The sequence below is a fragment of the Haloarcula salina genome (genome assembly GCF_010119195.1).
In the GTDB taxonomy this organism is placed as follows: Archaea; Halobacteriota; Halobacteria; order Halobacteriales; family Haloarculaceae; genus Haloarcula; species Haloarcula salina.
The window spans coordinates 130,640-151,866 of the sequence record NZ_WRXL01000004.1 but is presented as its reverse complement, the minus strand read 5'-3'; the positions used below and the strand labels follow the sequence as shown (position 1 = coordinate 151,866).

25 protein-coding genes are annotated in these 21,227 nt (G+C 67.7%); 15 read left to right on the top strand and 10 right to left on the bottom strand.

The features are described 5' to 3' along the window. Positions 1-87 precede the first annotated feature (87 nt). The gene (locus GM656_RS12235; RefSeq protein ID WP_162414200.1) at positions 88-633 is read left to right on the top strand and encodes a hypothetical protein; all 546 of its coding nucleotides are present in this window, start codon (positions 88-90) and stop codon (positions 631-633) included. 37 nt (positions 634-670) lie between these two features. Further along, positions 671-1,000 carry a hypothetical protein gene (locus tag GM656_RS12230; protein WP_162413964.1) on the top strand — a complete coding sequence of 110 codons (330 nt, stop codon included), beginning with the start codon at positions 671-673 and terminating at the stop codon, positions 998-1,000. On the opposite strand, the gene GM656_RS12225 is transcribed toward GM656_RS12230, so the two are convergent. Then, complete coding sequence (locus GM656_RS12225) at positions 997-1,227, bottom strand: ribbon-helix-helix domain-containing protein (protein WP_162413963.1); 231 nt, start codon at positions 1,225-1,227, stop codon at positions 997-999. The two genes, GM656_RS12230 and GM656_RS12225, sit on opposite strands and share 4 nt — an antisense overlap. 122 nt (positions 1,228-1,349) lie before the next feature. Between GM656_RS12225 and GM656_RS12220 the strand changes: the two genes are divergently transcribed. The 3 genes from GM656_RS12220 to GM656_RS12210 all read left to right on the top strand — a co-directional run bounded on the left by GM656_RS12220 (position 1,350) and on the right by GM656_RS12210 (position 4,717). Next, complete coding sequence (locus tag GM656_RS12220; protein ID WP_394352096.1) at positions 1,350-2,651, top strand: MFS transporter; 1,302 nt, start codon at positions 1,350-1,352, stop codon at positions 2,649-2,651. A 102-nt stretch (positions 2,652-2,753) separates the two neighbouring features. After that, positions 2,754-3,110: a hypothetical protein gene (locus tag GM656_RS12215; protein ID WP_162413961.1), complete on the top strand. Its 357-nt coding sequence runs from the start codon at positions 2,754-2,756 to the stop codon at positions 3,108-3,110. Beyond that, positions 3,107-4,717: a methyl-accepting chemotaxis protein gene (locus tag GM656_RS12210; protein ID WP_162413960.1), complete on the top strand. Its 1,611-nt coding sequence runs from the start codon at positions 3,107-3,109 to the stop codon at positions 4,715-4,717. Before GM656_RS12215 ends, GM656_RS12210 begins: the two co-directional genes overlap by 4 nt. Before the next feature lie 77 nt (positions 4,718-4,794). Here GM656_RS12210 and GM656_RS12205 read toward each other — a convergent pair whose 3' ends face one another. After that, positions 4,795-5,436 carry a helix-turn-helix domain-containing protein gene (locus GM656_RS12205; protein ID WP_162413959.1) on the bottom strand — a complete coding sequence of 214 codons (642 nt, stop codon included), beginning with the start codon at positions 5,434-5,436 and terminating at the stop codon, positions 4,795-4,797. Between the two features lie 105 nt (positions 5,437-5,541). Here GM656_RS12205 and GM656_RS12200 point away from each other — a divergent pair, with 105 nt between their 5' ends. The 3 genes from GM656_RS12200 (at position 5,542) to GM656_RS12190 (ending at position 8,562) form a co-directional block, all read left to right on the top strand. Continuing rightward, positions 5,542-5,883, top strand: coding sequence for a DUF7344 domain-containing protein (locus GM656_RS12200; protein WP_162413958.1), 342 nt, complete (start codon positions 5,542-5,544; stop codon positions 5,881-5,883). A 74-nt stretch (positions 5,884-5,957) separates the two neighbouring features. Further along, complete coding sequence (locus GM656_RS12195) at positions 5,958-6,644, top strand: glycosyltransferase (RefSeq protein WP_162413957.1); 687 nt, start codon at positions 5,958-5,960, stop codon at positions 6,642-6,644. A 124-nt stretch (positions 6,645-6,768) separates the two neighbouring features. Next, the gene (locus GM656_RS12190; protein WP_162413956.1) at positions 6,769-8,562 is read left to right on the top strand and encodes an ArnT family glycosyltransferase; all 1,794 of its coding nucleotides are present in this window, start codon (positions 6,769-6,771) and stop codon (positions 8,560-8,562) included. A gap of 21 nt (positions 8,563-8,583) precedes the next feature. Here the strand turns inward: GM656_RS12190 and GM656_RS12185 are convergent, their stop codons facing one another. From GM656_RS12185 to GM656_RS12170, 4 genes are read right to left on the bottom strand one after another with little or no spacing between them, the layout of a single operon-like run. Further along, positions 8,584-9,606 carry a lysylphosphatidylglycerol synthase transmembrane domain-containing protein gene (locus GM656_RS12185; protein ID WP_162413955.1) on the bottom strand — a complete coding sequence of 341 codons (1,023 nt, stop codon included), beginning with the start codon at positions 9,604-9,606 and terminating at the stop codon, positions 8,584-8,586. Further along, positions 9,603-10,460 (bottom strand): polysaccharide deacetylase family protein, encoded by an 858-nt coding sequence (locus GM656_RS12180; protein ID WP_162413954.1) that lies wholly within the window; start codon positions 10,458-10,460, stop codon positions 9,603-9,605. Before GM656_RS12180 ends, GM656_RS12185 begins: the two co-directional genes overlap by 4 nt. Then, positions 10,453-10,839, bottom strand: coding sequence for a DUF2304 domain-containing protein (locus GM656_RS12175; RefSeq protein WP_162413953.1), 387 nt, complete (start codon positions 10,837-10,839; stop codon positions 10,453-10,455). The genes GM656_RS12180 and GM656_RS12175 overlap by 8 nt, the downstream gene beginning before the upstream one ends. Positions 10,840-10,841: 2 nt before the next feature. Continuing rightward, positions 10,842-11,516, bottom strand: coding sequence for a glycosyltransferase family 2 protein (locus GM656_RS12170; protein WP_162413952.1), 675 nt, complete (start codon positions 11,514-11,516; stop codon positions 10,842-10,844). A gap of 118 nt (positions 11,517-11,634) precedes the next feature. Here GM656_RS12170 and GM656_RS12165 point away from each other — a divergent pair, with 118 nt between their 5' ends. Both GM656_RS12165 and GM656_RS12160 read left to right on the top strand, forming a co-directional pair. Further along, positions 11,635-13,179: an alkaline phosphatase family protein gene (locus tag GM656_RS12165; protein WP_162413951.1), complete on the top strand. Its 1,545-nt coding sequence runs from the start codon at positions 11,635-11,637 to the stop codon at positions 13,177-13,179. A gap of 75 nt (positions 13,180-13,254) precedes the next feature. Then, complete coding sequence (locus GM656_RS12160; protein WP_162413950.1) at positions 13,255-13,785, top strand: Rrf2 family transcriptional regulator; 531 nt, start codon at positions 13,255-13,257, stop codon at positions 13,783-13,785. A 20-nt stretch (positions 13,786-13,805) separates the two neighbouring features. Here the strand turns inward: GM656_RS12160 and GM656_RS12155 are convergent, their stop codons facing one another. Continuing rightward, positions 13,806-14,756, bottom strand: coding sequence for a zinc-dependent metalloprotease (locus GM656_RS12155; RefSeq protein WP_162413949.1), 951 nt, complete (start codon positions 14,754-14,756; stop codon positions 13,806-13,808). Positions 14,757-14,824: 68 nt separating this feature from the next. Then, positions 14,825-15,130, bottom strand: a complete 306-nt coding sequence (locus GM656_RS12150) for a hypothetical protein (protein ID WP_162413948.1) — start codon at positions 15,128-15,130, stop codon at positions 14,825-14,827. Between the two features lie 77 nt (positions 15,131-15,207). Here GM656_RS12150 and GM656_RS12145 point away from each other — a divergent pair, with 77 nt between their 5' ends. The 4 genes from GM656_RS12145 to purF all read left to right on the top strand — a co-directional run bounded on the left by GM656_RS12145 (position 15,208) and on the right by purF (position 18,145). Further along, the gene (locus GM656_RS12145) at positions 15,208-16,266 is read left to right on the top strand and encodes a M20/M25/M40 family metallo-hydrolase (protein WP_162413947.1); all 1,059 of its coding nucleotides are present in this window, start codon (positions 15,208-15,210) and stop codon (positions 16,264-16,266) included. 71 nt (positions 16,267-16,337) lie between these two features. Next, a complete protein-coding gene (locus GM656_RS12140; RefSeq protein ID WP_162413946.1) occupies positions 16,338-16,520 on the top strand; it encodes an LSM domain-containing protein in 183 nt (60 codons plus the stop codon). Further along, a complete protein-coding gene (locus tag GM656_RS12135) occupies positions 16,517-16,690 on the top strand; it encodes a 50S ribosomal protein L37e (RefSeq protein WP_162413945.1) in 174 nt (57 codons plus the stop codon). The genes GM656_RS12140 and GM656_RS12135 overlap by 4 nt, the downstream gene beginning before the upstream one ends. A 15-nt stretch (positions 16,691-16,705) precedes the next feature. Beyond that, the gene (gene purF, locus GM656_RS12130) at positions 16,706-18,145 is read left to right on the top strand and encodes an amidophosphoribosyltransferase (RefSeq protein WP_162413944.1); all 1,440 of its coding nucleotides are present in this window, start codon (positions 16,706-16,708) and stop codon (positions 18,143-18,145) included. 28 nt (positions 18,146-18,173) lie between these two features. On the opposite strand, the gene GM656_RS12125 is transcribed toward purF, so the two are convergent. Together GM656_RS12125 and GM656_RS12120 are read right to left on the bottom strand one after the other, a co-directional pair. Then, a complete protein-coding gene (locus GM656_RS12125) occupies positions 18,174-18,734 on the bottom strand; it encodes a DUF420 domain-containing protein (protein WP_162413943.1) in 561 nt (186 codons plus the stop codon). Positions 18,735-18,781: 47 nt separating this feature from the next. Then, the gene (locus tag GM656_RS12120; RefSeq protein ID WP_162413942.1) at positions 18,782-20,329 is read right to left on the bottom strand and encodes a receiver/sensor box histidine kinase; all 1,548 of its coding nucleotides are present in this window, start codon (positions 20,327-20,329) and stop codon (positions 18,782-18,784) included. 147 nt (positions 20,330-20,476) lie between these two features. Between GM656_RS12120 and GM656_RS12115 the strand changes: the two genes are divergently transcribed. Continuing rightward, entirely contained in the window at positions 20,477-21,226 is a 750-nt protein-coding gene (locus tag GM656_RS12115) for a TrmB family transcriptional regulator sugar-binding domain-containing protein (RefSeq protein WP_241692761.1), read from the top strand. Position 21,227 lies beyond the last annotated feature (1 nt).

The window sequence follows — 21,227 nt, the reverse complement described above, 5'->3', positions numbered from 1 at the left end:
CACGTCCCGTCTGCGGTACGGTTGCGGTGGCGGAGACGGGCGGGACCGATGGCTTCATTCAGGCGCGGCCCGAACGTCGCCCTGACCATGCGCGTTCGCGACTGGCAGGACATCATCGAAGACGTGATGGAGAGCAACGCCGACCCCGGCGGCTGGCGCGCCGTGGGCGGCGACCGCGCGAACGGAATCGGCGAGGACATCTACTTCGGCCACCCCAACGCCGGCGTCTACCAGCTCAAGACCTACGCCAAGAACCCCTTCGAGGTCCAGGGCGTCGGCTCGCAGGTGGCCCGCCGCATCGACGACGACATCGACCCCCTGTTCCCCGAGGACGGCTCGGGCATCTTCGGCGTCCAGCGGGGCCCGGAAGACGAGGACGAGGCCGAGGAGGCGGTGAAGAACCTCGAGACGGTGCTGGAGACCCACGCCGACGCGCCGACGACGCCGCGCGCGCTCATGGAGGACATCATGGACGCGGTGGACTCGCCGGCGTACGGCCCGATGGAGTTCGACCACCACGACCGCCCCGACCGGCTGACCGACCTCACCGACACCTTCGAGGAAGCGGAGGAGCTACTGGACGCGGAGTTCGAGGACGTGATCGAGGAAGACGTCTCGCGGGGCTTTCACTGATGGTCGCCCGGACACGCCGCGGCGCGGGAGGGCGCTGATGGTCGGCCCGTCGCTGACCGAGGACGACCGGCGGCGCTTCCTCCGCAAGATACAGGCCGCCTTCGCGCTGCTCGTCGGCGCGTCGATGGGGCTGGTGACGCTGTACGGGCGCGCGCCCCTGCTCGTCGTGGCCGGCGCGGCGCTGCTCGGGACGGCCGTCGGCGGCGTGCTAGCGTGGTACACCCTCCCCTCCAGCATCGCCGACTCGCCGTACGAGTCCGTCGACAGGGGGCCGAAACCCGGCGCGCAGATGAGACGGCGCCGGGAGGCCGACGACTCGCAGCGCGCGGGCGACGGCGACGGTCGGGTCTCGCGGAACCGGGACTAGAGGAAGTCGTCCTGCATCGCCGGGTCCTGCTGTTCCGAGGCCGTCTGGTCGAAGATCTCCTCGTCGAGGGTCTCCTCGGTCGATTCGGTCGTGGTCTGGTAGGCCGAGATGCCCCGCTTGAGGAGGTCTTCGACCGCCTGATCGCGGTTCAGGAACTCGCCCTGCTCGACGAGTCGCTGGATGTCGGAGTCCACCTGGTCCGGGAGTGATACCTTGATCTTGCTCACACCTGCCGCCTATACTGCTCGGACATAAAAACCCACCTCCGATACCCGGGATGTCGGCACACCCGCGCGGCGCTCGCGCCGAGACCGCCACACACTTCATCGGGCGCGACGCCGGGAGTGGTGTGAACGGGAACGACCGCGCGATCACCGCCCTGGTCATGCTCGCCCACGGGCTGGTCCACACCTACGAGATGACGATTCCGATCTTCGTCGTCGTCTGGCTCACCGAGTTCGACGTCGTGAACCTCGGCGTGGCCCAGTTCGACGTGACCACCGCGACGATCGGTGTGATCGTGACGCTCGGCTACGGGCTGTTCGGCGTCGGGGCGCTCCCCGGCGGCGTCGTCGTGGACCGCATCGGGTCGCGTCGGCTCATCACGGCCTGCCTGCTCGGGATGGGCGGCTCGTACGTCCTGCTCGGCGTCGCCCCGAACATGGTTGTGATCGCGCTGGCGCTCGTCTGCTGGGGGCTGTCGGCGAGCGTCTATCACCCCGCCGGCCTCTCGCTCATCAGCAAGGGCGTCAGCGAGCGCGGGACCGGGCTGGCCTACCACGGGGTCGCCGGCAACCTCGGCATCGGGCTGGGCCCGCTCGTAGCCGCCGTCCTCCTGCTCGTCGCAGAGTGGCGCACGGTCGCGCTGGTGCTCGGCGTCCCCGCGCTGTTCGCCGCCCTCTACGCCTCTCGGGCGCGATTCGACGAGACGGCCGCCGTGACGGCCGCCGCCGACAGCGGGTCCAAGGCCAGCAGCGGCGTCGACTCGCTCGGGGAGTTCCTCGCGGAGAGCCGGCGGCTGCTGGCCGGGAGCTTCCTGCTCGTCTTCGTCGTCGTGATGTGCTCCGGGCTGTACTACCGGGGCGTCCTCACCTTCCTCCCGGAACTGCTTCGGACCCTCCCCGGCTTCGAGCCGGTCCCCGTCGACGCGCTGCTCCCGGCGAGCGTGCTCTCCGCGCTGGGCGTCGAAGCGGGGACCGGCCGGCCGCTGAAGCCCCAGGACTACTTCTACGCCGGCCTGTTGCTGATCGGCGTCGTCGGGCAGTACGCCGGGGGGAAACTCACCGATCGGCTCCCGCTGGCCTACGGCATCGCCGGGGCCTTTCTGGTCCTCGCCGCGCTCGCCGTCCTGTTCGTTCCGGCGTCGGCCGCGGGCCTCGGACCGCTGATGGCGGTCGGTGCGCTCCTCGGCGTCGCGCTGTTCGTCGTTCAGCCGATGTATCAGGCCGCCGTCGCGGAACACACGCCCGCCGGCGCTCGCGGGCTCTCTTACGGGTTCACCTACCTGGGTGTGTTCGGCGTGGGCGCGCTCGGGAGTGTCCTCGCGGGGAGTATTCTCGCGTTTGCGAACGTGACCGCGCTGTTCCTGACGCTCGCGGCAATCGCACTCGCCGCCGTCACCGCCGGAATTGCGCTCACACGCCGGACGTGATCAATTAACGCGGGTCTCGACAGTCCGGAAACAGCTATGCGGTTTTCAATAGTTGTAATGGGGCGGCAACGTATATCACTGACTCCCATGTGATATCAGGCCATGCAAGGAGGGCTGGCCGCGTTAGATCCACACAAAGCTGTATTACCCGTTATCGCACTGATCGGACTGGTTCCGGTGTTGCTTCGATACCGCCGGAGCTCGCGGCTGTTCGTGGTCGGCTACGTGCTGTTGATCGTGGCGACCGTCGTGACCAACGTCGAGAACCTGTTCCTCCCCACGGTGCTCAACTACACCGAGCACTACCTCGGGCTCATGGGATCAGGGCTCGCGTTCCTGGTCGCCGCGTACGTGCGCCGCAAGCAGGTCATCGGGGACGACGCCGACGAGGAGGGCCCTGAAACCGTTCCGACGGGCGGCACGGAGGTCGCCGCCGACGGCGGGAGGGCCGAGACGTGAGCGCGCCCATCATCCTCGCTGACTTCGTCGCGGTCGTCGCGTACGCCGCGACGGTCGCGTTGGGTGTCAAAACGTACCGAGAGACCGACCTCGACTCGGGCTTCTGGGCGAGTTTCTCCTTCGCCGCGGCGATCGGATTCCTCTGGACCGGCGTAGTCTTCCTCGAGTGGATCGGCGTCGCCGGCGCGATCATGGACGCGCTGGGCACGTCGCTGCTGGCCGTCCTCGTCGGTGTCGTCGCGATCTCCTCGACGGGGACCATCGCGACCGTCGAAGATCTCAAGACGGCCACGAAGGAGGCGGCGAGCCGCCGCGCCGAAGCCGAAGAACAGCGCGAGGCCGCAGACCGGCAACGGCAGGAAGCCGAAGCGGCCAAGCAGCAAGCCGAGGAGGCGCGACAGGACGCCGAGCAGGCGAAGCGGGCGTCCGAGGACCTGAACGAGCACCTCAGGGAGAAAGCGGAGTCGTTCGGCGGGACGATGCACGCGGCCGCCGCAGGGGACTTCACCCAGCGGATGGATCCCGAGAGCCGGGTGGAGGCGATGTCCGACATCGCGACGGCGTTCAACGACATGATGGAGACGCTGTCGGAGACGCTCACGACCGTCACGCGGTTTGCCGGGCAGGTCGACGGCTCGACGGACGAACTCAGCGCCAGCGCGGAGGAGGTCCGGAACGCGAGCCGTGAGGTCAGCGACAACGTCGAGGAGATCGCCTCGAACACCGATCAGCAACACGACAACGTCCGGCAGGTCACCGACGAGATGACCGACCTGTCGGCGACGATCGAGGAGATCGCGTCCTCGACCGACGAGGTGGCCCAGATGTCCGAGCAGGCGTCCGAACTCGGCTCCGTCGGGAGCGAGCACGTGACCGAGGCGAAGTCCGAGATGGAGGCGATCGAGGATCAGGCCGAATCGACCATCGACAACGTCGAGTCGCTCGACGACGAGATGGAGCAGGTCGGCGAGATCGTCAGCGTCATCGAAGACATCGCCGAGCAGACGAACATGCTCGCGCTGAACGCGTCCATCGAGGCGGCCCGCGCCGGTGAGGCCGGCGAGGGCTTCGCAGTCGTCGCCGACGAAATCAAAGGCCTCGCACAGGAGACCGGCGAGGCGACCCAGCGAATCGGCGACCGAATCGAGACGATTCAGGAGTCGACGACCGACGCCGTCGACGGCATCCACGAGATGGACGAGCGCGTCGACAACGGCTTGGAGACGGTCGACGAGACCATCGGCGTCCTCGAGAACATCCTCGAACACGTCGAGGAGGTCAACGCCGGAATCCAGTCCGTCGACGACGCGACGGACGAGCAGGCAGCCTCGGCGGAGGAAGTGGTGGCGATGGTCGAGGAGTTCGACACGATGACCGAACAGACGAGCTCAGGCGCTCAGACCGCCGCTGCGGCCGCAGAGGAGCAGACGGCGGCCATCGAGGGCGTTACCGACGACGTTGTCCACCTCTCGGACCAGGCCGAGGACCTCTCGGAACTGCTCGACGCCTTCGAATTCGCCGCGTCGGGCGGGGCCGACCGCTCGACGCCAGGGACCCCGGACCCGACCGCCGTGACCGACGGGAGCGGGGCCGGCGACCGAGACTAACCCGGCCGACTATCGTTTGTACCGGTTCTTCGACGAGACGGGCAAGATCGTACCGCCGTTCTTCGACCGTCGTTCGCTCACTCTATCAGCGTTTGTTCGGTGAGATTCTTCACCGCGCGGCGAAACCGCTCGGAAGCAGCCGTCTCGGAGATGCCGAGGCTGTCTCCGAGTTCGGCGAGCGAGGACTCCCGCGGGATTTCGAGGTAGCCGCTCTCGACCGCCGCTCGCAGTGCCTCGCGCTGCTCGTCTGTCAGCGCGACGTCCGTCCGGCCGTCGTCGCCCATCCGGGAGTACAACCGTTCGAACGTGAACCCGATGTCGTTCTCGCGACAGAAGCCGATGATGTCCGCGAGCGCGTCTCTGTCGGGCACCTGGACCCGAAGTCGCCACCCGTCGTTCGTCCCGACCGCCTGCTGGAGCACGCCGCCCGCGTCGAGGACCTCCGGCAAGAGGTTCGTCCGCCGCCCGAGTTCCGTGAGCTCGACGCGATACAACCGCCGCGCACCCACGTCGGTGAGCACCGCGGGATTCGTCACGCCCAGGTCATCGGCCAGCGCCGTCTCGAACGCCTCGAAGTCGTCCGTCGCGATCCAGACGATCATCTGCGCCGGTTCGTCCCGGCGCTCGTAGGTCTGCTCCCACTCCGCCTTGATACCGGAAACGTCCGAGAGAGGCTTCCGGAGAATGGGGTGGTCGACGGTGAATTCCGAGATGAGCATGATCTGTGAGGGTGGAGGATTGCTTCATTTCGGTGTCGAGATACATAAACTGCAGGAAAACTCCAGCAGTGCGTTAAAACCTCTTACTATGTTAATTAATAACATATGGCTTGCAGCGCTCTCGCGGAGCTGGCTCCCGACCGGGCGGACGAACTGTATCGCGCGCTCGCCGACGAACAGCGGCGCGTCGTCTTTCGGTACTTCCTGCAGTCGGATGCCGATAGCGCGACGGTGGCGGACCTCGTCTCGTTCGCGAAACGCGAGGGGATCGAAGCGCCGCGCGACCGACTCCGCGTACGGTTCCACCACGCGGTCTTGCCCCACCTCTCGGAGTCGGGATTCGTCGAGTACGACCCGCGGAGTCACACCGTTCGGTACCGGGACAAGCCACAGGTCGAAGCGATTCTGTCGAAGCTCGTCGACGGCGACGGGATGGACGCCGAGTGAGCGCCCGGGCCGCGTACCGCGGCCCTCGTCGCATCGGATGGTATTAGTGTCTGTACGGTGTACGGGAGCGCCAGATGGACGCCTCAGTCATCATCCCGGCCCACAACGAGGCGGAGACGCTGTCGCGCTGTCTGGCGCCCTTCGAGTCCCAGTCGGCCGAGGTCGTCGTCGTTGCCGGCGGCGACGACGGGACCGAGCGCGTCGCCCGCGAGACCTCGCTCGTCGACACCGTCGTCCGGTCCGACGAGGGTGGAGCCGGGGCGGCCCGGAACCGCGGGGCCGAAGCGGCGACGAACTCGGTGCTTTGCTTCACCGACGCCGACACGGTCGTCCCAGACGACTGGGTCCGACTCCACTGTCGTCACTACGCGAACCCAGACGTGGTCGGCGTCGGCGGGCCGGCGCGTCCCCTCGAAGACGATCTCAAACACCGCGTCCTGTTCAAACTGCTGTCCGACTACTGGTACCGCGTCTCCTGGCCCGTCGGGTTCGTCCAGCAACCGGGCTTCAACTGTAGCTTCCGGGCCGACGCGTTCGAGGCGGCCGGCGGCTTCGACGAAGACATCCCGTTCATGGAGGACACGGAGCTCTCGCTCCGGATGAAACACCGCGGGCGGATCGTCTACGACCCGGACTCGCGCGTGGCGACTTCGGCCCGCCGCGAGGCGGACGAGGGCTACCTCTCGCTGTTCGCGAAGTACGTCCGCGGCTACGCGAACCACTACGTCCTCCGGCGGGAGTTCGATGCCGAGTACTTTTGATACGGAGCGCTGTCAGTCGATCCCACCTCGACCGCCCGCAGTCGGACGGTTGCGGTGAATACAGGGCCAGCAGCCCGTATGAGAAGGGCAGACTTTTGAACGCACTCCCCGGAGGAGTGACACGATGAGCCGCTGGCGGACACTGCCCACCAACGCCGTCGACCAGCTGAAGGCGGACCTCCGAGCGGACCCGTTCCTCCGTTATATCCTCCTGCTATCGGTCGTCATGGTCGGCTTCTGGTTCTGGCACCGCATCCCGAACTTCGCGACTCGCGACGAGCACAGTCGCCTGATGGACGTGATGGTCGCCTACGGCTCGGTCCTCGAAAATCCGAGCTACGAGGGACTGAAGGCGGGCGTCGAGTGGAGCCGCGTCCCGTTCGGCGCGACGTTCTACCTCTACGCGCTCGCCATCCTGCCGGTGGTGCTCGTCGCCGCCGTCACCGGCGACCTGAACGCCTTCACCGCCATCGCCTTTCCCAGCTGGGAGTTCGGCCACTACGAGGCGTGGGCCGCGACGCCGGAGTGGATCTGGACGTGGAGCCTCGTCTTCCTGCGGCTGACGAACGTGGTCGCCGCGCTCGGCTGCGTCTACCTCACCTACCGCCTCGGCGTCGCCATCGAGGGCCGAACGGCCGGTCGCCTCTCGGCCGTCGTGCTGTCGCTGACCTTCGGCTTCCTCACCATCTCGAAGGAGGCCGGCGAGGACATGCCGGCGCTGTTTTTCGTCCTGCTCGCGCTCTACCTGCTGGTCCGCTACGTCCAGACCGACGACGGGACGCTGTTCCTGGCGGCGAGCGCGGCCGGCGGCGTCGCCATCGCGTTCAAGCTCACGGCCGCGCCGGTGATCCTGTTCATCGGCGTCGCGTTCCTCCTCCGGGCCCACGCCGCCGACGCGCCGATGGCCGAGTCGCTGGTCCGACCGAAACTGCTCGTCAGCGGCGCGCTCTTTGGCTTCGCGATGATCGTCCTGGGCTTCCCGACCGCGCTGGTCGCCGGCCCGGAACCGTTCATCGAGCGGGTCTTCGGCGGGTCGACGGGGCGAATGACTCACGCGACCGGTCCCGACGCCCCGATCTGGTGGTGGTTCCTCCGCGGGTACTTCAGCGCGTTCGGGCTGCCGCTGTTCGCCGCCGTCGCTGCGAGCGTCGTCGGCGTGGTCGCCACGCTCCGGCGTCGCGCGTCCGCGTTCCACGGCACCGCCCTCGTCCTCGTCGGGCTGACGGCCTACGTCGCCCTGTTCTCGCAGTGGCACGACTTCCGCGTCCACCACCTCCTGCCGACGTTCCCGCTCGCCGCGCTGCTGGTCGCCTTCGCGTTCGTCAGGCTCCGCGAGCGCTCTCCGCGGATCGCCCGGCCACTGCTGGCGGTCGTCCTCGTGACGACGGCGATCTACGCCGGCGTCGGGACGGCCCAGTTCGCGTCGATGCCCCGCGACGAGGCGACCGCGTGGTTAGAAGAGCACGGCGAGGAGGGCGACGTGCTGGAGATCACGCGCCGGGACATGCAGGACGCCGCCGTTCCCCACTCGATGACGGTCCGCCACGTCTTCGGCGAGGACTCCGACGAGGAGGCGGCGATGACCTGCCCGCGGTACATCCAGGTCGGCTATCGCGACCTGCTGTACCTCAAGGACGGGACGTACTACCGCAACGGCGACTTCCAGAAGGAGTACCTCCGCAGGCTGCTGAACGAGGAGTACAACTACGAGATCGCCGCCGAGTTCGGGACGCGACCGCCGAACTTCGTCCCCCAGCGCCCGACGCCCGGATCGTTCGTCGACCTGCTCCGACTCGGCGTCGTCCCGCACACCGACCAGTTCGCCGACGAGCAGGAACTCGCGGCGAACCAGTACACGCTCATTCTGGAACGGAAGCAGGCGGGCGCGTGCAATCCGGACCGACACCCGCCGTTCTGAGACGACTCGCCGTTCGTTCTCCTACTCCGTCGACAGCGCCGAGAGGTCCAGCCTGACCGACGGGTACCAGCCGGCGAGCGACGGGAGGTAGATGCCGAGGAACCGGTCGACGAACACGACGGGGACGACGACCTCGGCGGGGACGCCGAGGGCGACGAACACCGCCGTCGCCGTCGCCTCGGTGACGCCGATGCCGCCCGGCGTCAGCGGTAGCAGCGTCACGCTGTAGGCCACGAGCAGGTACAGCGGCAGCGCGATCAGCGGTTCGACGGCGACCCCGAACCCGGCGAGCAGGAGGCCGACGCGCACGCCCGGCGCGAGCACGAGGTCGACCGCCCAGCCCGCGCCGTAGCGCAGCCAGACGCCGGGGCTCTCGACCAGCCGCGCGAACGTCGCCGTCGAGCTGTCGGTGAACGCGAGTAGGCCGTCGATGCGCGTCGAAAGCGCCTCGCCCACCCGAGGGACGCGCCGTGCGAGCCCCGCCAGCCCGTCGATGAAGCGGTCGAGGTACGAGAGGTTCACGCCGGCCAGGATGATCGCGAAACCGGCGGCGAAGTACAGCCCCGTCGCGAGCGCCAGCAGCGCGACGAGTTCGATTCGGATGCGGGTCGCGGCGAACAGGAGACCCGCCGTCGCCCCGAGTCCGTAGTAGACGGCGTAGACGCCGGTGTGGACCGCGGTCGCCGCGGCGGCGTCGCTGTAGTCCATCCCGGTCTGGCTGCGGACGACGAACGGCGCGGCCAGCCGCCCCGAGAGCCGCGAGGGGAGCAGCTGATTGACGAAGTTCACGACGAGCGTCGTCTCCGCGGCCGACCGGAACCGGACCGGCGCGAGCGGCGACAGCACGGCGTGCCACGAGTAGAAGCGCCCGCAGATGCCGACGACGCTCACCGCGACGACGGCGACGGTCGTCTCGACGCTGACGCTCGCGAGTAAGTCGAGCGCGCTCCCCACGTCGAACTGGGTCAGCAGCCACGCGAGCGCCGCCACGGCGACGCCGTACTGGGCGACCGTGATGGCGAGGTCACGACCGCGCGAGGTCACGCCGTCTCGCCCCTGACCGGCCGCGTCTCCTCGGCCGTCTGTCCGTCCAGAACCGCCCGCGCCGTCGTGAACTCGAAGTCCTGTGCCAGGATGCGCTCGACCGCCCGGCGCATCCACTCGCCGGTCCGGACGTACACCCGCGTCGGCACGCCCTCGACCGCGGGCAGGTCGGACAGCTCCCACGGGTGGACGTACAGCATCGGCGTGATCCCCCGGCGGGCCAGCAGCTTCATCCCCCAGATCGTGTAGCGGACGCCGAAAAAGCGGAGCCACGTCCCGGTCAGGGGCAACTGTACGCCCGGCATGACGCTGGCCGGGAACTCGGTGATCGACGCGGGCGCGTCCGCCTGAATCGCCGTGGCCGGGACCGGCTCGTGCACGTCGTGTTCGCCGCCGTACCACCCCGGAATCGACCGGCTGGAGACGACGCTCGAATCGTAGTCGTAGCCGGTCGCCGCGAGCAGGTCGAAGTGGTCGTCGGTGACGTCGAACGCCGGCGCGCGAAATCCCGAGACGGTCGCGCCGGTGAGCCGTTCGAGGACGCGCTTCGACCGTTCCAGCTCCTCGCGGCGCGCCTCGCGGTCGAGGTCCGAGAGGAGCCGGTGGGTGTGGGTGTGCGAGGCGATTTCGATCCCCTCGTCGGCCAGCGCCCGCACGGCGTCCGGGTAGGCTTCGGCCGCCGAGGAGACGACGAACGCGGTCGACCCGGCGTCGCGCTCGGCCAGCGCCTCCCGGAAGAACCGCGCGCCGTCGAGGCCCACGTCCTCGCGGTCCGTCGACCCCGACGCGCTCCGGTAGGCCGGCGTCTGGGTGAACAGCTCGAAGTCGATCGACAGCACCGCGCGGTCAGTCATCCTGCCGGTCCTCGAAGTCGATTCGCTGCTCTTCGAGTTCGCTCCGCAGCAGGCTCAGCTCCTCGTTCAGCCGAGAGAGCCGGTCGTACATGTGGCCGATGCGGTTGAGCAGGTACGTGACCGCGACGAACAGCGTCAGGTTCGAGATGACGAGGATGGCGCGGGCCTTGAGTTCGAGGCCGAGGACGTTCGCCACCAGCTGGAACACGTTCGGGACCAGCGCGACGACGATGAGGCCGGCACCGATGAGCAGCGACATCACGAACAGCTCCAGGGACTCGCGTTCGCTCCTGACGATGACGTAGCCGTTGAAGAGGAAGGCGATCCCGACCACGAGCGCGAGCAGATTGACGAGCGAGTAGTCGTATACCATCGCCATGGTTATCGAAAGAGGAGGACGCGAAACACCGTGTCTGTCATCCGAATCGGGTAGAGCACGAGCGTGTCGAGGCTGAACTGCGACTCGCCCTCGTCGCGGATCGGCATCTCGATGGACACTTCGGTGATCCGCTGGCCCCTCTGGGCCGCGTCGAGGGTCTGTTCGACCGCCCAGTGGTTGTCCGAGCGGTGGAGGATATCCTTCAGGGCGGAGACGCGGTAGACGCGGAAGCCGCTGGTCACGTCGGTGATGTCGATGCCTCCGAGTTTGCGCACGACGGTCGTGAAGAAAGTGATACCGAGCCGCCGGATCAGCGGGTAGTCGTCGATGCTCTCGTTCAGGTACCGGCTCCCGATGACCATGTCCGCGTCTTCGGCGTGTTCGAGCAGGTCCGGAATCTTCTCGGGGTCGTGTTGCCCGTCGGCGTCGACCTGCACGACGAAGTCGAAGCCGTGGCGGATCGCGTACTGGTAGCCCGTCCTGACCGCGCCGCCAACGCCGGTGTTGAAAACGTGGATGACGACGTGAGCGCCGTGTTCGCGGGCGATCTGCGCAGTGTCGTCTGTCGAGCCGTCGTCGACGACCACGACCTCGTCTACGTGGCGGCTCGTTCCGTCGATCACCGAGCCGATGGTGGTCGACTCGTTGTACGCGGGGATGACGGCGACTGTTCGCACTGGTGAGAACGCCGCTAGCTGATCACTTAGAATTGTCGTTCTCCGAACCGATCGTCCGTCGCCGAGGCGACGGCCCGCGTGCGAAAGGGACTAGTGACTGCCCCGTGTCTCTGCCGACATGACGAAGACGCTCGTCGTCGGACTGGACGGTGCGAGCTGGGAACTGCTCGACCCGTGGCTCGCGTCCGGCGACCTCCCGAATCTGGCCGCCCTCCGGGACTCCGGGACCTGGGCGGGCACGCGGAGCTGTCTGCCGCCCGTGACCTTCCCGAACTGGAAATGTTACTCCTCGGGCAAGGACCCCGGCGGCTTTGGCGTGTTCTGGTTCGAGAACGTCGACCTGGATGCGGGCGAAATCGACGTGATGAACGGCGGCGACTTCGACACCGCGGAGCTGTGGGACTACCTCAACGACGAGGGGCTGTCGACCGGCGTCGTCAACATGCCGACGATGTACCCGCCGCGGGATCTGGACGGCCTCGTCGTCGCCGGCGGCCCCGACGCCGTCGAGGGCGAGTACCGCTCGATCAGTTCGGGATACACCTCGCCGCCGGAACTGGCCGACGAACTGGAGGAGCGCTTCGACTACCGCGTCCACCCCGACCCGCTGCTGTCCTCGAACGAGGAGCGCGGCGCGGAGGTCGACGCCATCCTCGACCTGCTGGAGAAGCGCTTCGAGGTGGCGACGACGCTCATGGACGAGCGCGACCTCGATTTCGTCCACGTGACGCTGTTCTACCTCAACGTCCTCCATCACTTCTTCTGGGACGACGAGCCCTGCAAGCGCGCGTGGACGCTCGTCGACGAGTGGATCGGCCGACTGGACGACCGCGGGGACCTGAACCTCGTGTTGATGTCCGACCACGGCTGTGACGCGACCCAGACGGAGTTCTACGTCAACGAGTGGCTCGCCGAGAACGGCTACCAGGTCCGCGACCAGAGCGTCGACGCCCTGCTGACCCGCGTCGGCCTCGACCGGGAGAACCTCCTCGCGGTGGCGAAACGCGCCGGGCTGGTGGACACGCTCGCCCGCGTCGTCCCGGAGTCGATCCAGCAACTGATCCCCCAGCGCGACGGCGTCAAGCGCGACCGCAAGCTCGAAGCCATCGACCTCGAACGGACGAAGGTCGTCGCGAGCGGACAGGGCCCCATCTACATCAATCCCCGCTTCGACGTGGAGTCGGTCCGCGAGTCGCTGATGGCCGACCTCCGCGAGGTCGAGGACGAGCACGGCCCGCTCTTCACCGACGTGTACCGCGGCGAGGACATCTACGAGGGTCCGTACGTCGAGGCGGGCCCGGAAGTCGTCGTCGATCAGCGCCCCGGCGTCCACGTCAACGACGGCATCGGCGGTGGCACGGTCCAGAGCGGGCCGGACCGCTGGGCCGCGGAGAACACGCCCTACGGCATCTTCGCCGCGAAGGGACCGGACTTCGAGCCACGGGGCGAACTCGACCGGATCAGCATCCTCGACCTCGCGCCGACGATCCTGGCAGCGACCGACAGCGCCGTTCCGACGGACATGCGCGGGGAGGTCTTGCCGGTGTTCGGCGACGACAGGGACCCGGAACGGCGGGACCCGCTCAGCGCCGCGAAACGGGGCGACGATCGGGACGACGACGCCGTCGAAAACCGCCTGAAGCAACTGGGATACATGGAGTAGTCACGGCCGGTACAACCCAGTGGTTTCAGATGAGCGAACCCAATGGGATAAGTGTCCGGTCGCGATACAGTCCGTATGGTCAGCATCGATCTGAACAATAGCCAGCGGACGATGCTCACGACGCTGGTAAACAAGTATCAACAGACAGGCGAGGCGGTCACCGGCGAGAAGATCGCCGAGGAGATCGACCGCAACCCGGGTACCGTTCGCAATCAGATGCAGAGCCTCACGTCGCTCGGCCTGGTCGAGGGGATTCCTGGGCCGACGGGCGGCTACAAGCCGACGCCGGAGGCGTTCGACGCCATCGACCGCCAGCAGCTAGACGAGGCCGAGAGCGTCATCGTCGCGCGCGACTTCGACCGCGTCGACGTGACGGTCGAGGAGATCAACCTGACGAGCGTCCACCACCCGGAACTGTGTCGCGCGCGGGTCCACCTCCAGCACTCCGTCCAGCAGTTCGAGGAGGGACAGCCGGTCATCCTCGGTCCGACGCCCATCTCGAAGCTGGTCATCGCCGGGACGGTCGAGGCCGTCGACGAGTCGAACAGCGAGATACTGCTGGACATCGCGAAGATCGAAGCGCCTGTCGAAGACCCCGAAAAGTAGCGCCGCCTGCGACGATTTGCTCAGGGATCGACGCGGTCGAGCCACAGCGACGGCGTCTCGATCTCGTCGTCGGTCGGCAGCATCTCGGGCGAGTCCCACACCCGTCCGGCCGCGCCCACGCCGCGCGCGTCGGCGACGGCGTCGAAGAACGCTTTTCCGCGCTCGTACTGCTGGCGTTTCATCCCCAGCCCCAGGAACCGACGGACGAGCGTCGCGATGGGGCCGCGGCCCTGCCTGCGTTCGTCGACCTTCCGCCGGAGGTCGTCGTACTCGTCGTCGAAGGCGCGATCCATCAGCAGTTCCGCGTACCCCTCGACGGCGGTCATCGTGGTGTCGAGTTCGCCCAGCGACGCCCGGTCGAGGTTGCCGTCGGTGAGGTTCTCGATGGCGTCCTCCATGGCGTCTTCGAGGTGGTCGGAGAGCCACGGCGCGGCCCCGAACTCCGCCGCGTGGGTGACCTCGTGGAAGGCGATCCAGCGGCGGAAGCGGTCGCGCTCGACGTCCAGCTGACCCGCGACGCGGTCGATGTTCGGCCGCACGAAGTACAGCGCGTGGGCGTCGCTCTCGGCGAGCAAGAGCGGGTCGTACTGGCCGAGGACGTTGTTCCCGAGGAAGGAGAGTGCGAGCGCCATCGACCCGGTGTTGACGACCCGGGCGACGCCCGGGATGTACTCGGCCTGCTGTTCGATCGGTTCCATCACCCGGCTGAACGTGGCGACGTTGGCGTCGATCCAGTGGTGGCGGTTCTGGATCTCGACGGTCTCCGGGAGGTCGAACTCGAGTTCACCGACGGCTCGCACGCGGGTTCTGGCGTCCCGAACGTCGGTCGCGTACCCGTCGCGTTCGGCCTCGCCGACGGTGAGATCGCCCGGTTCCGTCGCCGCCTTCGCGGCGTCGGCGACGGCGGTCCAGTCGATCGGCCCGTCGCCGCCGGCACCGGCTACGGCCCGGACGCTGTGGTACAATCCCATACGGTCGGAACGGGATGGGGGAAAATAGGCCTTCTCCCTGTGTCAGACGGTCGCGTGACGGCTGCCGATTAGGACTCGTCGAGGTCGTCGTCTTCGGCGCTGCCGCCGAGCGAGCGAACGAGCGCGACCGCGACCACGGCGAGCGCGCCCAGAGCGGCCAGCGCGAGCAGGCCCTTCTTCGCGCCGCCGGATCCGGTGTCCGTCTCGGTCTCCGACTCCCCGTCGTCGTCGCTCGAACGAGATCTAGATCGTGACTTCGACCGCCGCCACCGCGACGTGGACTCGTTCTCGTCCTCGTCAGAGGAACTGAACGGGGCGTTGGCGGTGAACTCCGCGCCGTCGAGGTGCAGCTCGAAGAGCGTAATGTCTACCATACTGGGAGTTCGACGGGGCGGGCCTTAGCGGTTGTGCTGTCCCGTGTTTTCATCACCCGTGACCTGTAACGGGGGGTATGGACGAGGAACGCCGCGAGTTTCTGGAAGCGCTGTTGACCACGCCCGGGCCGTCCGGCTACGAAGCCGACAGCCAGCGCGTGTGGGTGGACTACGTCAGCGAGTTCGCCGACGAGGTCCGCACCGACGACTACGGGAACGCGGTCGCGAAAGTCGAAGGCGGCGACACGAGCGTCGCGCTCGCGGGCCACGGCGACGAGATCGGGTTCATCGTGCGCGACCTCACCGACGACGGCTTCGTCAAGATCGCGCGCATCGGCGGGTCGGACAAGACGGTCTCGCGCGGGCAACACGTCACGATCCACGCGGCTGACGGGCCGGTCTCGGGCGTCGTCGGCCAGACGGCGATCCACCTGCGCGACCCCGACGAGGACGGCGTACCGGAGATCAGCGAGCAACACGTCGACGTGGGAGCGGAGGACGGTGAGGAACTGGAATCGCTGGTCGACCGCGGCGACCCGGTGACGTTCGTCCAGACGCTGAGCGAACTGGAGAACGGCCGGCTGGCGGCCCGCGCCATGGACAACCGCATCGGCATCTGGGCGGCTGCGGAGGGGCTCCGCCGGGCCGCCGAGCGCGACGCCGACGCGACGGTGTACGCGGTCTCGACGGTCCAGGAGGAGGTCGGCGTCCAGGGCGCGAAGATGGTCGGCTTCGACCTCGCGCCGGACGTGGCCATCGCCGCGGACGTGACCCACGCGACGGACACGCCGGACTCGCCCGGGAAGGCACAGACGGGCGTCGAACTCGGCGGCGGCCCGGTCGTCGCGCGCGGCAGCGCCAATCACCCGGTCGTCGTCGAGGCGCTCCGCGAGGCCGGCGACGCGGACGACATCGACGTGCAGTTGCAGGCCACCGGGACCCGGACCGGGACCGACGCGGACGCGTTCTACACCTCCAGAGGTGGCATTCCGTCGGTCAACGTCGGGCTGCCGAACCGCTACATGCACACGCCGGTCGAGGTCATCGACCCCGACGACCTCGACGCGCTGGCCGACCTGCTGGCCGGCTTCGCGGTCCGAGCGGCCGACAGCGCGCCGTTCAGCGTCGACGTGTAGGCGACTGGCAGGCCGCCGTCGGCCACCGCGCAAACGGTACGTTTAAGCGGCCGTCACTATCCAAACCGTACATGAGTGGACGACCGCTGGATGTACTCGAAGCGTCCCTCGGTGAGGAAGTCACCGTACAGCTGAAAGGTGGCGAGATTTTCGAGGGCGATCTGACGGGCTACGACCAGCACATGAACCTCGTCGTCGAGGGTGAAGACACAACGATTATACGCGGCGACAACGTCGTTTCCATCAAACCATGACTGGCGCAGGAACACCGAGTCAGGGCAAGAAAAACACCACGACGCACACGAAGTGCCGTCGCTGTGGTGAGAAGTCGTATCACACGAAAAAGAAGGTCTGCTCGTCCTGTGGTTTCGGCGAGTCGGCCAAGCGGCGTGACTACGAGTGGCAGTCGAAAGCGGGCGAATAACTGAACCCCACACAAATGCACGAGAAGTGCGGCGTTGTTGGCATCTCACTGCAGGACCGTGACGCCGCCCGACCACTCTACTACTCCTTGTACGCGCTCCAGCACCGCGGCCAGGAATCGGCCGGCATCGTCACCCACGACGGCTTTCAGCAACACAGTCACGTCGAGATGGGGCTCGTCGGCGACGCCTTCGACCCCGACGACCTGGAGTCGCTGAACGGCGCGAACGGCATCGGCCACGTCCGGTATCCGACCGCCGGGAGCGTCAACGCGTGTTGCGCCCAGCCGTTCTCAGTCTCGTTCAAGTCCGGTTCGCTGGGCCTCTCGCACAACGGGAACCTCGTCAACGCCGACGAGATCGGCGACGAACTCGCGGATCTGGGACACGCCTTCACGTCCGACGGCGACACGGAGGTCATCGCCCACGACCTCGCGCGCAATCTCTTAGAGGAGGACCTGGTCCGGGCAGTGAAACGGACGATGAACCGCATCCACGGGTCGTACTCGCTGACGATCATGCACGACGAGACGGTCCTCGGCGTGCGCGACCCGGAGGGCAACCGGCCGCTCTGTATCGGCGAACTCGAGGACGGGTACGTCCTCGCCTCTGAGTCGGCCGCCATCGACACGCTGGACGGCGAACTCATCCGGGACGTGAAGCCGGGCGAACTCGTCGTGCTCCATCCGGACGGGACAGGCTACGACACGTACCAGCTCGTCGAGAACGAGGAGACGGCCCACTGCTTCTTCGAGCACGTCTACTTCGCGCGCCCGGACTCCACCATCGACGAGAACCTCGTCTACGAGGTCCGCCGGGAACTCGGCCGCAAGCTCTGGGAGGAGTCCGGCGTCGAGTCGGACGTGGTGCTGCCGGTCCCCGACTCCGGGCGCGCGTTCGCCTCGGGTTACGCCGAGGCCGCCCAGGACGAGGGCTCGGACATCGAGTTCGCGGAGGGCCTGATGAAGAACCGCTACGTCGGCCGGACGTTCATCATGCCGACCCAGGACGAGCGCGAGCGCGCCGTCCGCCTGAAGTTGAACCCCATCAAGTCCACCATCGAGGGCAAGAAGGTCACCATCATCGACGACTCCATCGTCCGCGGGACCACCTCGACGCAGCTCATCCAGCTGCTGAAAGACGCCGGCGCGGAGGAGGTAAACGTCCGCATCGGCGCGCCGCCCATCGTCGCCCCGTGTTACATGGGCATCGACATGGCCTCGCGCGAGGAACTCATCGCGGGCGACCAGTCCGTCGAGGAGATCTGCGAGGAGATCGAGGCGGACTCGCTGTCGTATCTCTCTATCGACGCCGTCGCGGAGACGCTCGACACCAGCCGTGCCGACCTCTGTCTCGGCTGCGTCACCGGGAAGTACCCCTACGACATCGAGGGCGAGGCGACAGACCGGGACGTCGCGCGGCCCGACATCGGCGCGCCGAGTCCGGCCGACGACTAACCGCGGGTCGGCCGGCGCACTTTTCGCGTTACCACACCAAGTACAGCATCGCGTAAACGGCGATGCCCATGGAGAAGGAGATCAGCCACAGCGCGGCCGCCAGCTTGCCGGCCCGCGGGTGGTTCGTGGCCGACAGTTCGGCGACGGGGTAGGTGTACGCGAGCAGGAGGACGTAGTACACGAGCGGGATGGCGACGATGGCCAGCACGATGTGGACCGCGAGAAACGGGAGATAGAGGTACGTCTCGACGACCGACGGGCCGCCGAAGTCGGTCGGCCCCTCCAGCACGATGCGGTAGAGGTACAGCACGAGAAAGCCCGCGAACAGGCCGAACGCGGACAGCATCAGCGTCCGGTGACGGGCCACGTCGCCCCGTCGGACCGCACGGACGCCGGCGACGATGGTCCCGATGGCGAGCGCGCTGATGGCGGCGTTGACGTGCGGGATCGCGCCGAGCACGGTCTCCGGCGCGTGGGGCACGACTGACTGCGGGATCGCGCCGAGCACGGCACCGAACACGAGCGCGAGCGACACGATCGTCAGCAGGCCAGTCAGCGCTGGCACGCGATAGCGAGCCCGGAGGTCCATATCGGCGCTGGGGTCCGAACGCAGAATACGGTTTCGAGTCGGCCCGGTCACTCCGACGACTCGGCGTCGCCCCCGCCGGAGGGGGCCGCGACGCCGCCGACCTCGATACGGACCCGTCCCGGGGGGCCCCCCGAGAGCGTCACGGTCCAGTCGTGCCCGCGTGCGATCTCGCGGATGACCGAGAGATACAGTCCGGCCCCCTCGTCCGTCGAGGAGTACCGGAGTTCGAAGGCGTCCTCGTCGGTCGTGCCGAGCGACGGCCCGTCGTGTTCGAGAACGAATCCCCGGTGGGTGTCAGCAACCGTGACGGTTACGTCTTCGGCCCGATCGGTCGCGAGCCGAAAGAAGTTCTCGAACAGTTGGGACAGGCGATCGTAGTCCGCCAGAATCGGCGCGTTGCACTCCGCATGCAGGGTCGAATCGACCGTCTCTATCGTCTCCCAGGCGTCGGCGACCACCGCGGCGAGGTCGACCGGTGCGACCGTGTACTGTCGCTCCCCCTGGCGGGCGATCTCCATGAGATCGTCGATGAGAAACGCCATGCGGGCGTGGTTTCGTTCGATCGCCGTGATGTCGGCGTCGTCCCCGTTCGATTCGAGGACCTCGACGCGTCCCATCGCCGCCTGAAGGGGATTCCGGAGCTCGTGGGAGATGATCCGCGCCAGTTCCGTGAGCCGGGCCTTCTGCTGTTCGAGTTCGGTCGTCCGCTGCTGCAGCGCGTCCTTGGTCTGGCTCGCGTCGATGGCCAGCGCGATGTTGTGGCCGACCTCGCGAAAGGAGTCCTGCTCCTCGGAGTCGAACGTCTCGATCCGGTCCGCGTACACGGCGAGCGCGCCGTAGCTGGTCCCCTCGTACAGGAGCGGCACGACGAGGACGCGGACGCACCCCCGTTCGAGCGCCGTCTCGTCCGCGGCCGCCGCCTCGTCGAGGTCGGCGACGACGAGCCGTTCCTCCGTCACGGCCCGCACGAGCGGGTCTGGGGTGGTGACCGTGATTCGGTCGCGCTGAGTTCCCAGCGCCCGGACGACCGGCTCGCCGTTCGACACCGTCACGGTGCAGGATTCGGTGTAGCGCGACGTACCGGCCAGCACGGTCGCCACCTCGCGTTCGATCGCCAGACGCGAGTCCGACCGAACGAGCGCTTGATTGACCAGTCGGACGGCCTCGTTGAGTTGCTTGCGCTTGCTGGCTCGCTGGCGTGCGGGCCGGGACGCCACGGCGGCGTCGACCTGCGCGAGGAGTCGCTGGTGGGCGTCGTCGACCGTGCCGGGGACGTAGCCGAAGACGTCGCGACCGTACGCCTCGCGGGCGATGTCGCCGTTGGTCACCTCGGCGAAGAGGATGACGGGGAGTTCGGGGTGGGTCCGGCGCAGGCGGTCGACGACCGCCAGTCCGCCCAGATAACGCGTCCCGTCGTCTGTCTCGACTTCGCAGTTCGTCACGACGCAGTCTCCGCCGTGCTCTTCGATGGCGTACTCCAGTTCCCGGACGCCGTCGACCGAGTGGACCGTGATTCCGCTGTCGCGGAGAAACGAGACCGCGGCACCGTCGTCGTCCCTGCTCTGGACGAAGACGACGGTGGGCTGTGAGTCCATCAGCGAGTGGACGGCGTCCACACCTAAAGAAGTTACACCCGTCGCGGCCAGTACTATCTCTGTGGTTGACACGTGTTCCGTCACAGGAGGCGGCGAACGGACGACTGCGGGCGGGAGTTTATACCTGTCCCCGGTCATGACCCAATGATGGAAGACGCGGGCCTGCGGATACATCGCACGCGATCCGCCGTCGTCGAAGCGGCGCGGTCGATCATCGATGACGCCGAGGAGAACCTCACCGTCGCGCTGCCCGCGTCGGAGCTCTCGGACTTCGAGTCGTCGCTTCGGGACGCGGTCGAGCGCGGCGCCCTCGTGTTGCTACTGATCCACGGGGCACCGACCGACGCCGACCGATCATACGGCGACCGGGCGACGGCCGTCAGGGTCATCGAACGGGGGATGGCACCGCTGCTGGTGACCGCCGACGTGCGCCACGGGCTCACGGGGCAGTTCCAGGTCCTCACCTCCCCGTCGACCGCCTCACGGTCGCAGGTCACCGAGTTCGCCAACCGGAACCTCGCGTACAATCACTTCACGATGTTTCTCGGGAACTACTGGCAGTTGGCGACCGAGCGGTACGTCGCCGAGCGGTCCGCGTTCCCACAGACGTTCACCGAGTTCCGATTCGCGGTCCTCGAAGCCGCGCTGGCGATGCGCGACGGGGTGACGCTGGAGGCGCGAGCGCGTGTCGTCCCGACTGCGGGAGGACCAGAGACGACGGTCGAGGGGACGGTGACGAACGTCCGCCAGAACATCGTCTACCCGGCGTCGAGTCCGTCACCCGCCGAGCGGTCGCTCACCGTCGCGGTCGACGGCGAATCGGTGACGATCGGCGGACTGGGGGCGACAAAAGAGACGTACGAGTGTTTCGAAGTCACCCTCGAACGGAAGGGGTGAG

Coding starts and splice junctions, on each gene's coding strand:
- GM656_RS12165 (WP_162413951.1), top strand. CDS start 11,635: ATGACGAAGACGCTCGTCGTCGGACTGGACGGTGCGAGCTGGGAACTG.
- GM656_RS12145 (WP_162413947.1), top strand. CDS start 15,208: ATGGACGAGGAACGCCGCGAGTTTCTGGAAGCGCTGTTGACCACGCCC.
- GM656_RS12190 (WP_162413956.1), top strand. CDS start 6,769: ATGAGCCGCTGGCGGACACTGCCCACCAACGCCGTCGACCAGCTGAAG.
- GM656_RS12195 (WP_162413957.1), top strand. CDS start 5,958: ATGGACGCCTCAGTCATCATCCCGGCCCACAACGAGGCGGAGACGCTG.
- GM656_RS12215 (WP_162413961.1), top strand. CDS start 2,754: ATGCAAGGAGGGCTGGCCGCGTTAGATCCACACAAAGCTGTATTACCC.
- GM656_RS12125 (WP_162413943.1), bottom strand. CDS start 18,734: ATGGACCTCCGGGCTCGCTATCGCGTGCCAGCGCTGACTGGCCTGCTG.
- GM656_RS12160 (WP_162413950.1), top strand. CDS start 13,255: ATGGTCAGCATCGATCTGAACAATAGCCAGCGGACGATGCTCACGACG.
- GM656_RS12120 (WP_162413942.1), bottom strand. CDS start 20,329: ATGGACTCACAGCCCACCGTCGTCTTCGTCCAGAGCAGGGACGACGAC.
- GM656_RS12175 (WP_162413953.1), bottom strand. CDS start 10,839: ATGGCGATGGTATACGACTACTCGCTCGTCAATCTGCTCGCGCTCGTG.
- GM656_RS12150 (WP_162413948.1), bottom strand. CDS start 15,130: ATGGTAGACATTACGCTCTTCGAGCTGCACCTCGACGGCGCGGAGTTC.
- GM656_RS12230 (WP_162413964.1), top strand. CDS start 671: ATGGTCGGCCCGTCGCTGACCGAGGACGACCGGCGGCGCTTCCTCCGC.
- GM656_RS12180 (WP_162413954.1), bottom strand. CDS start 10,460: ATGACTGACCGCGCGGTGCTGTCGATCGACTTCGAGCTGTTCACCCAG.
- GM656_RS12155 (WP_162413949.1), bottom strand. CDS start 14,756: ATGGGATTGTACCACAGCGTCCGGGCCGTAGCCGGTGCCGGCGGCGAC.
- GM656_RS12135 (WP_162413945.1), top strand. CDS start 16,517: ATGACTGGCGCAGGAACACCGAGTCAGGGCAAGAAAAACACCACGACG.
- GM656_RS12205 (WP_162413959.1), bottom strand. CDS start 5,436: ATGCTCATCTCGGAATTCACCGTCGACCACCCCATTCTCCGGAAGCCT.
- purF (WP_162413944.1), top strand. CDS start 16,706: ATGCACGAGAAGTGCGGCGTTGTTGGCATCTCACTGCAGGACCGTGAC.
- GM656_RS12235 (WP_162414200.1), top strand. CDS start 88: ATGCGCGTTCGCGACTGGCAGGACATCATCGAAGACGTGATGGAGAGC.
- GM656_RS12115 (WP_241692761.1), top strand. CDS start 20,477: ATGGAAGACGCGGGCCTGCGGATACATCGCACGCGATCCGCCGTCGTC.
- GM656_RS12140 (WP_162413946.1), top strand. CDS start 16,338: ATGAGTGGACGACCGCTGGATGTACTCGAAGCGTCCCTCGGTGAGGAA.
- GM656_RS12200 (WP_162413958.1), top strand. CDS start 5,542: ATGGCTTGCAGCGCTCTCGCGGAGCTGGCTCCCGACCGGGCGGACGAA.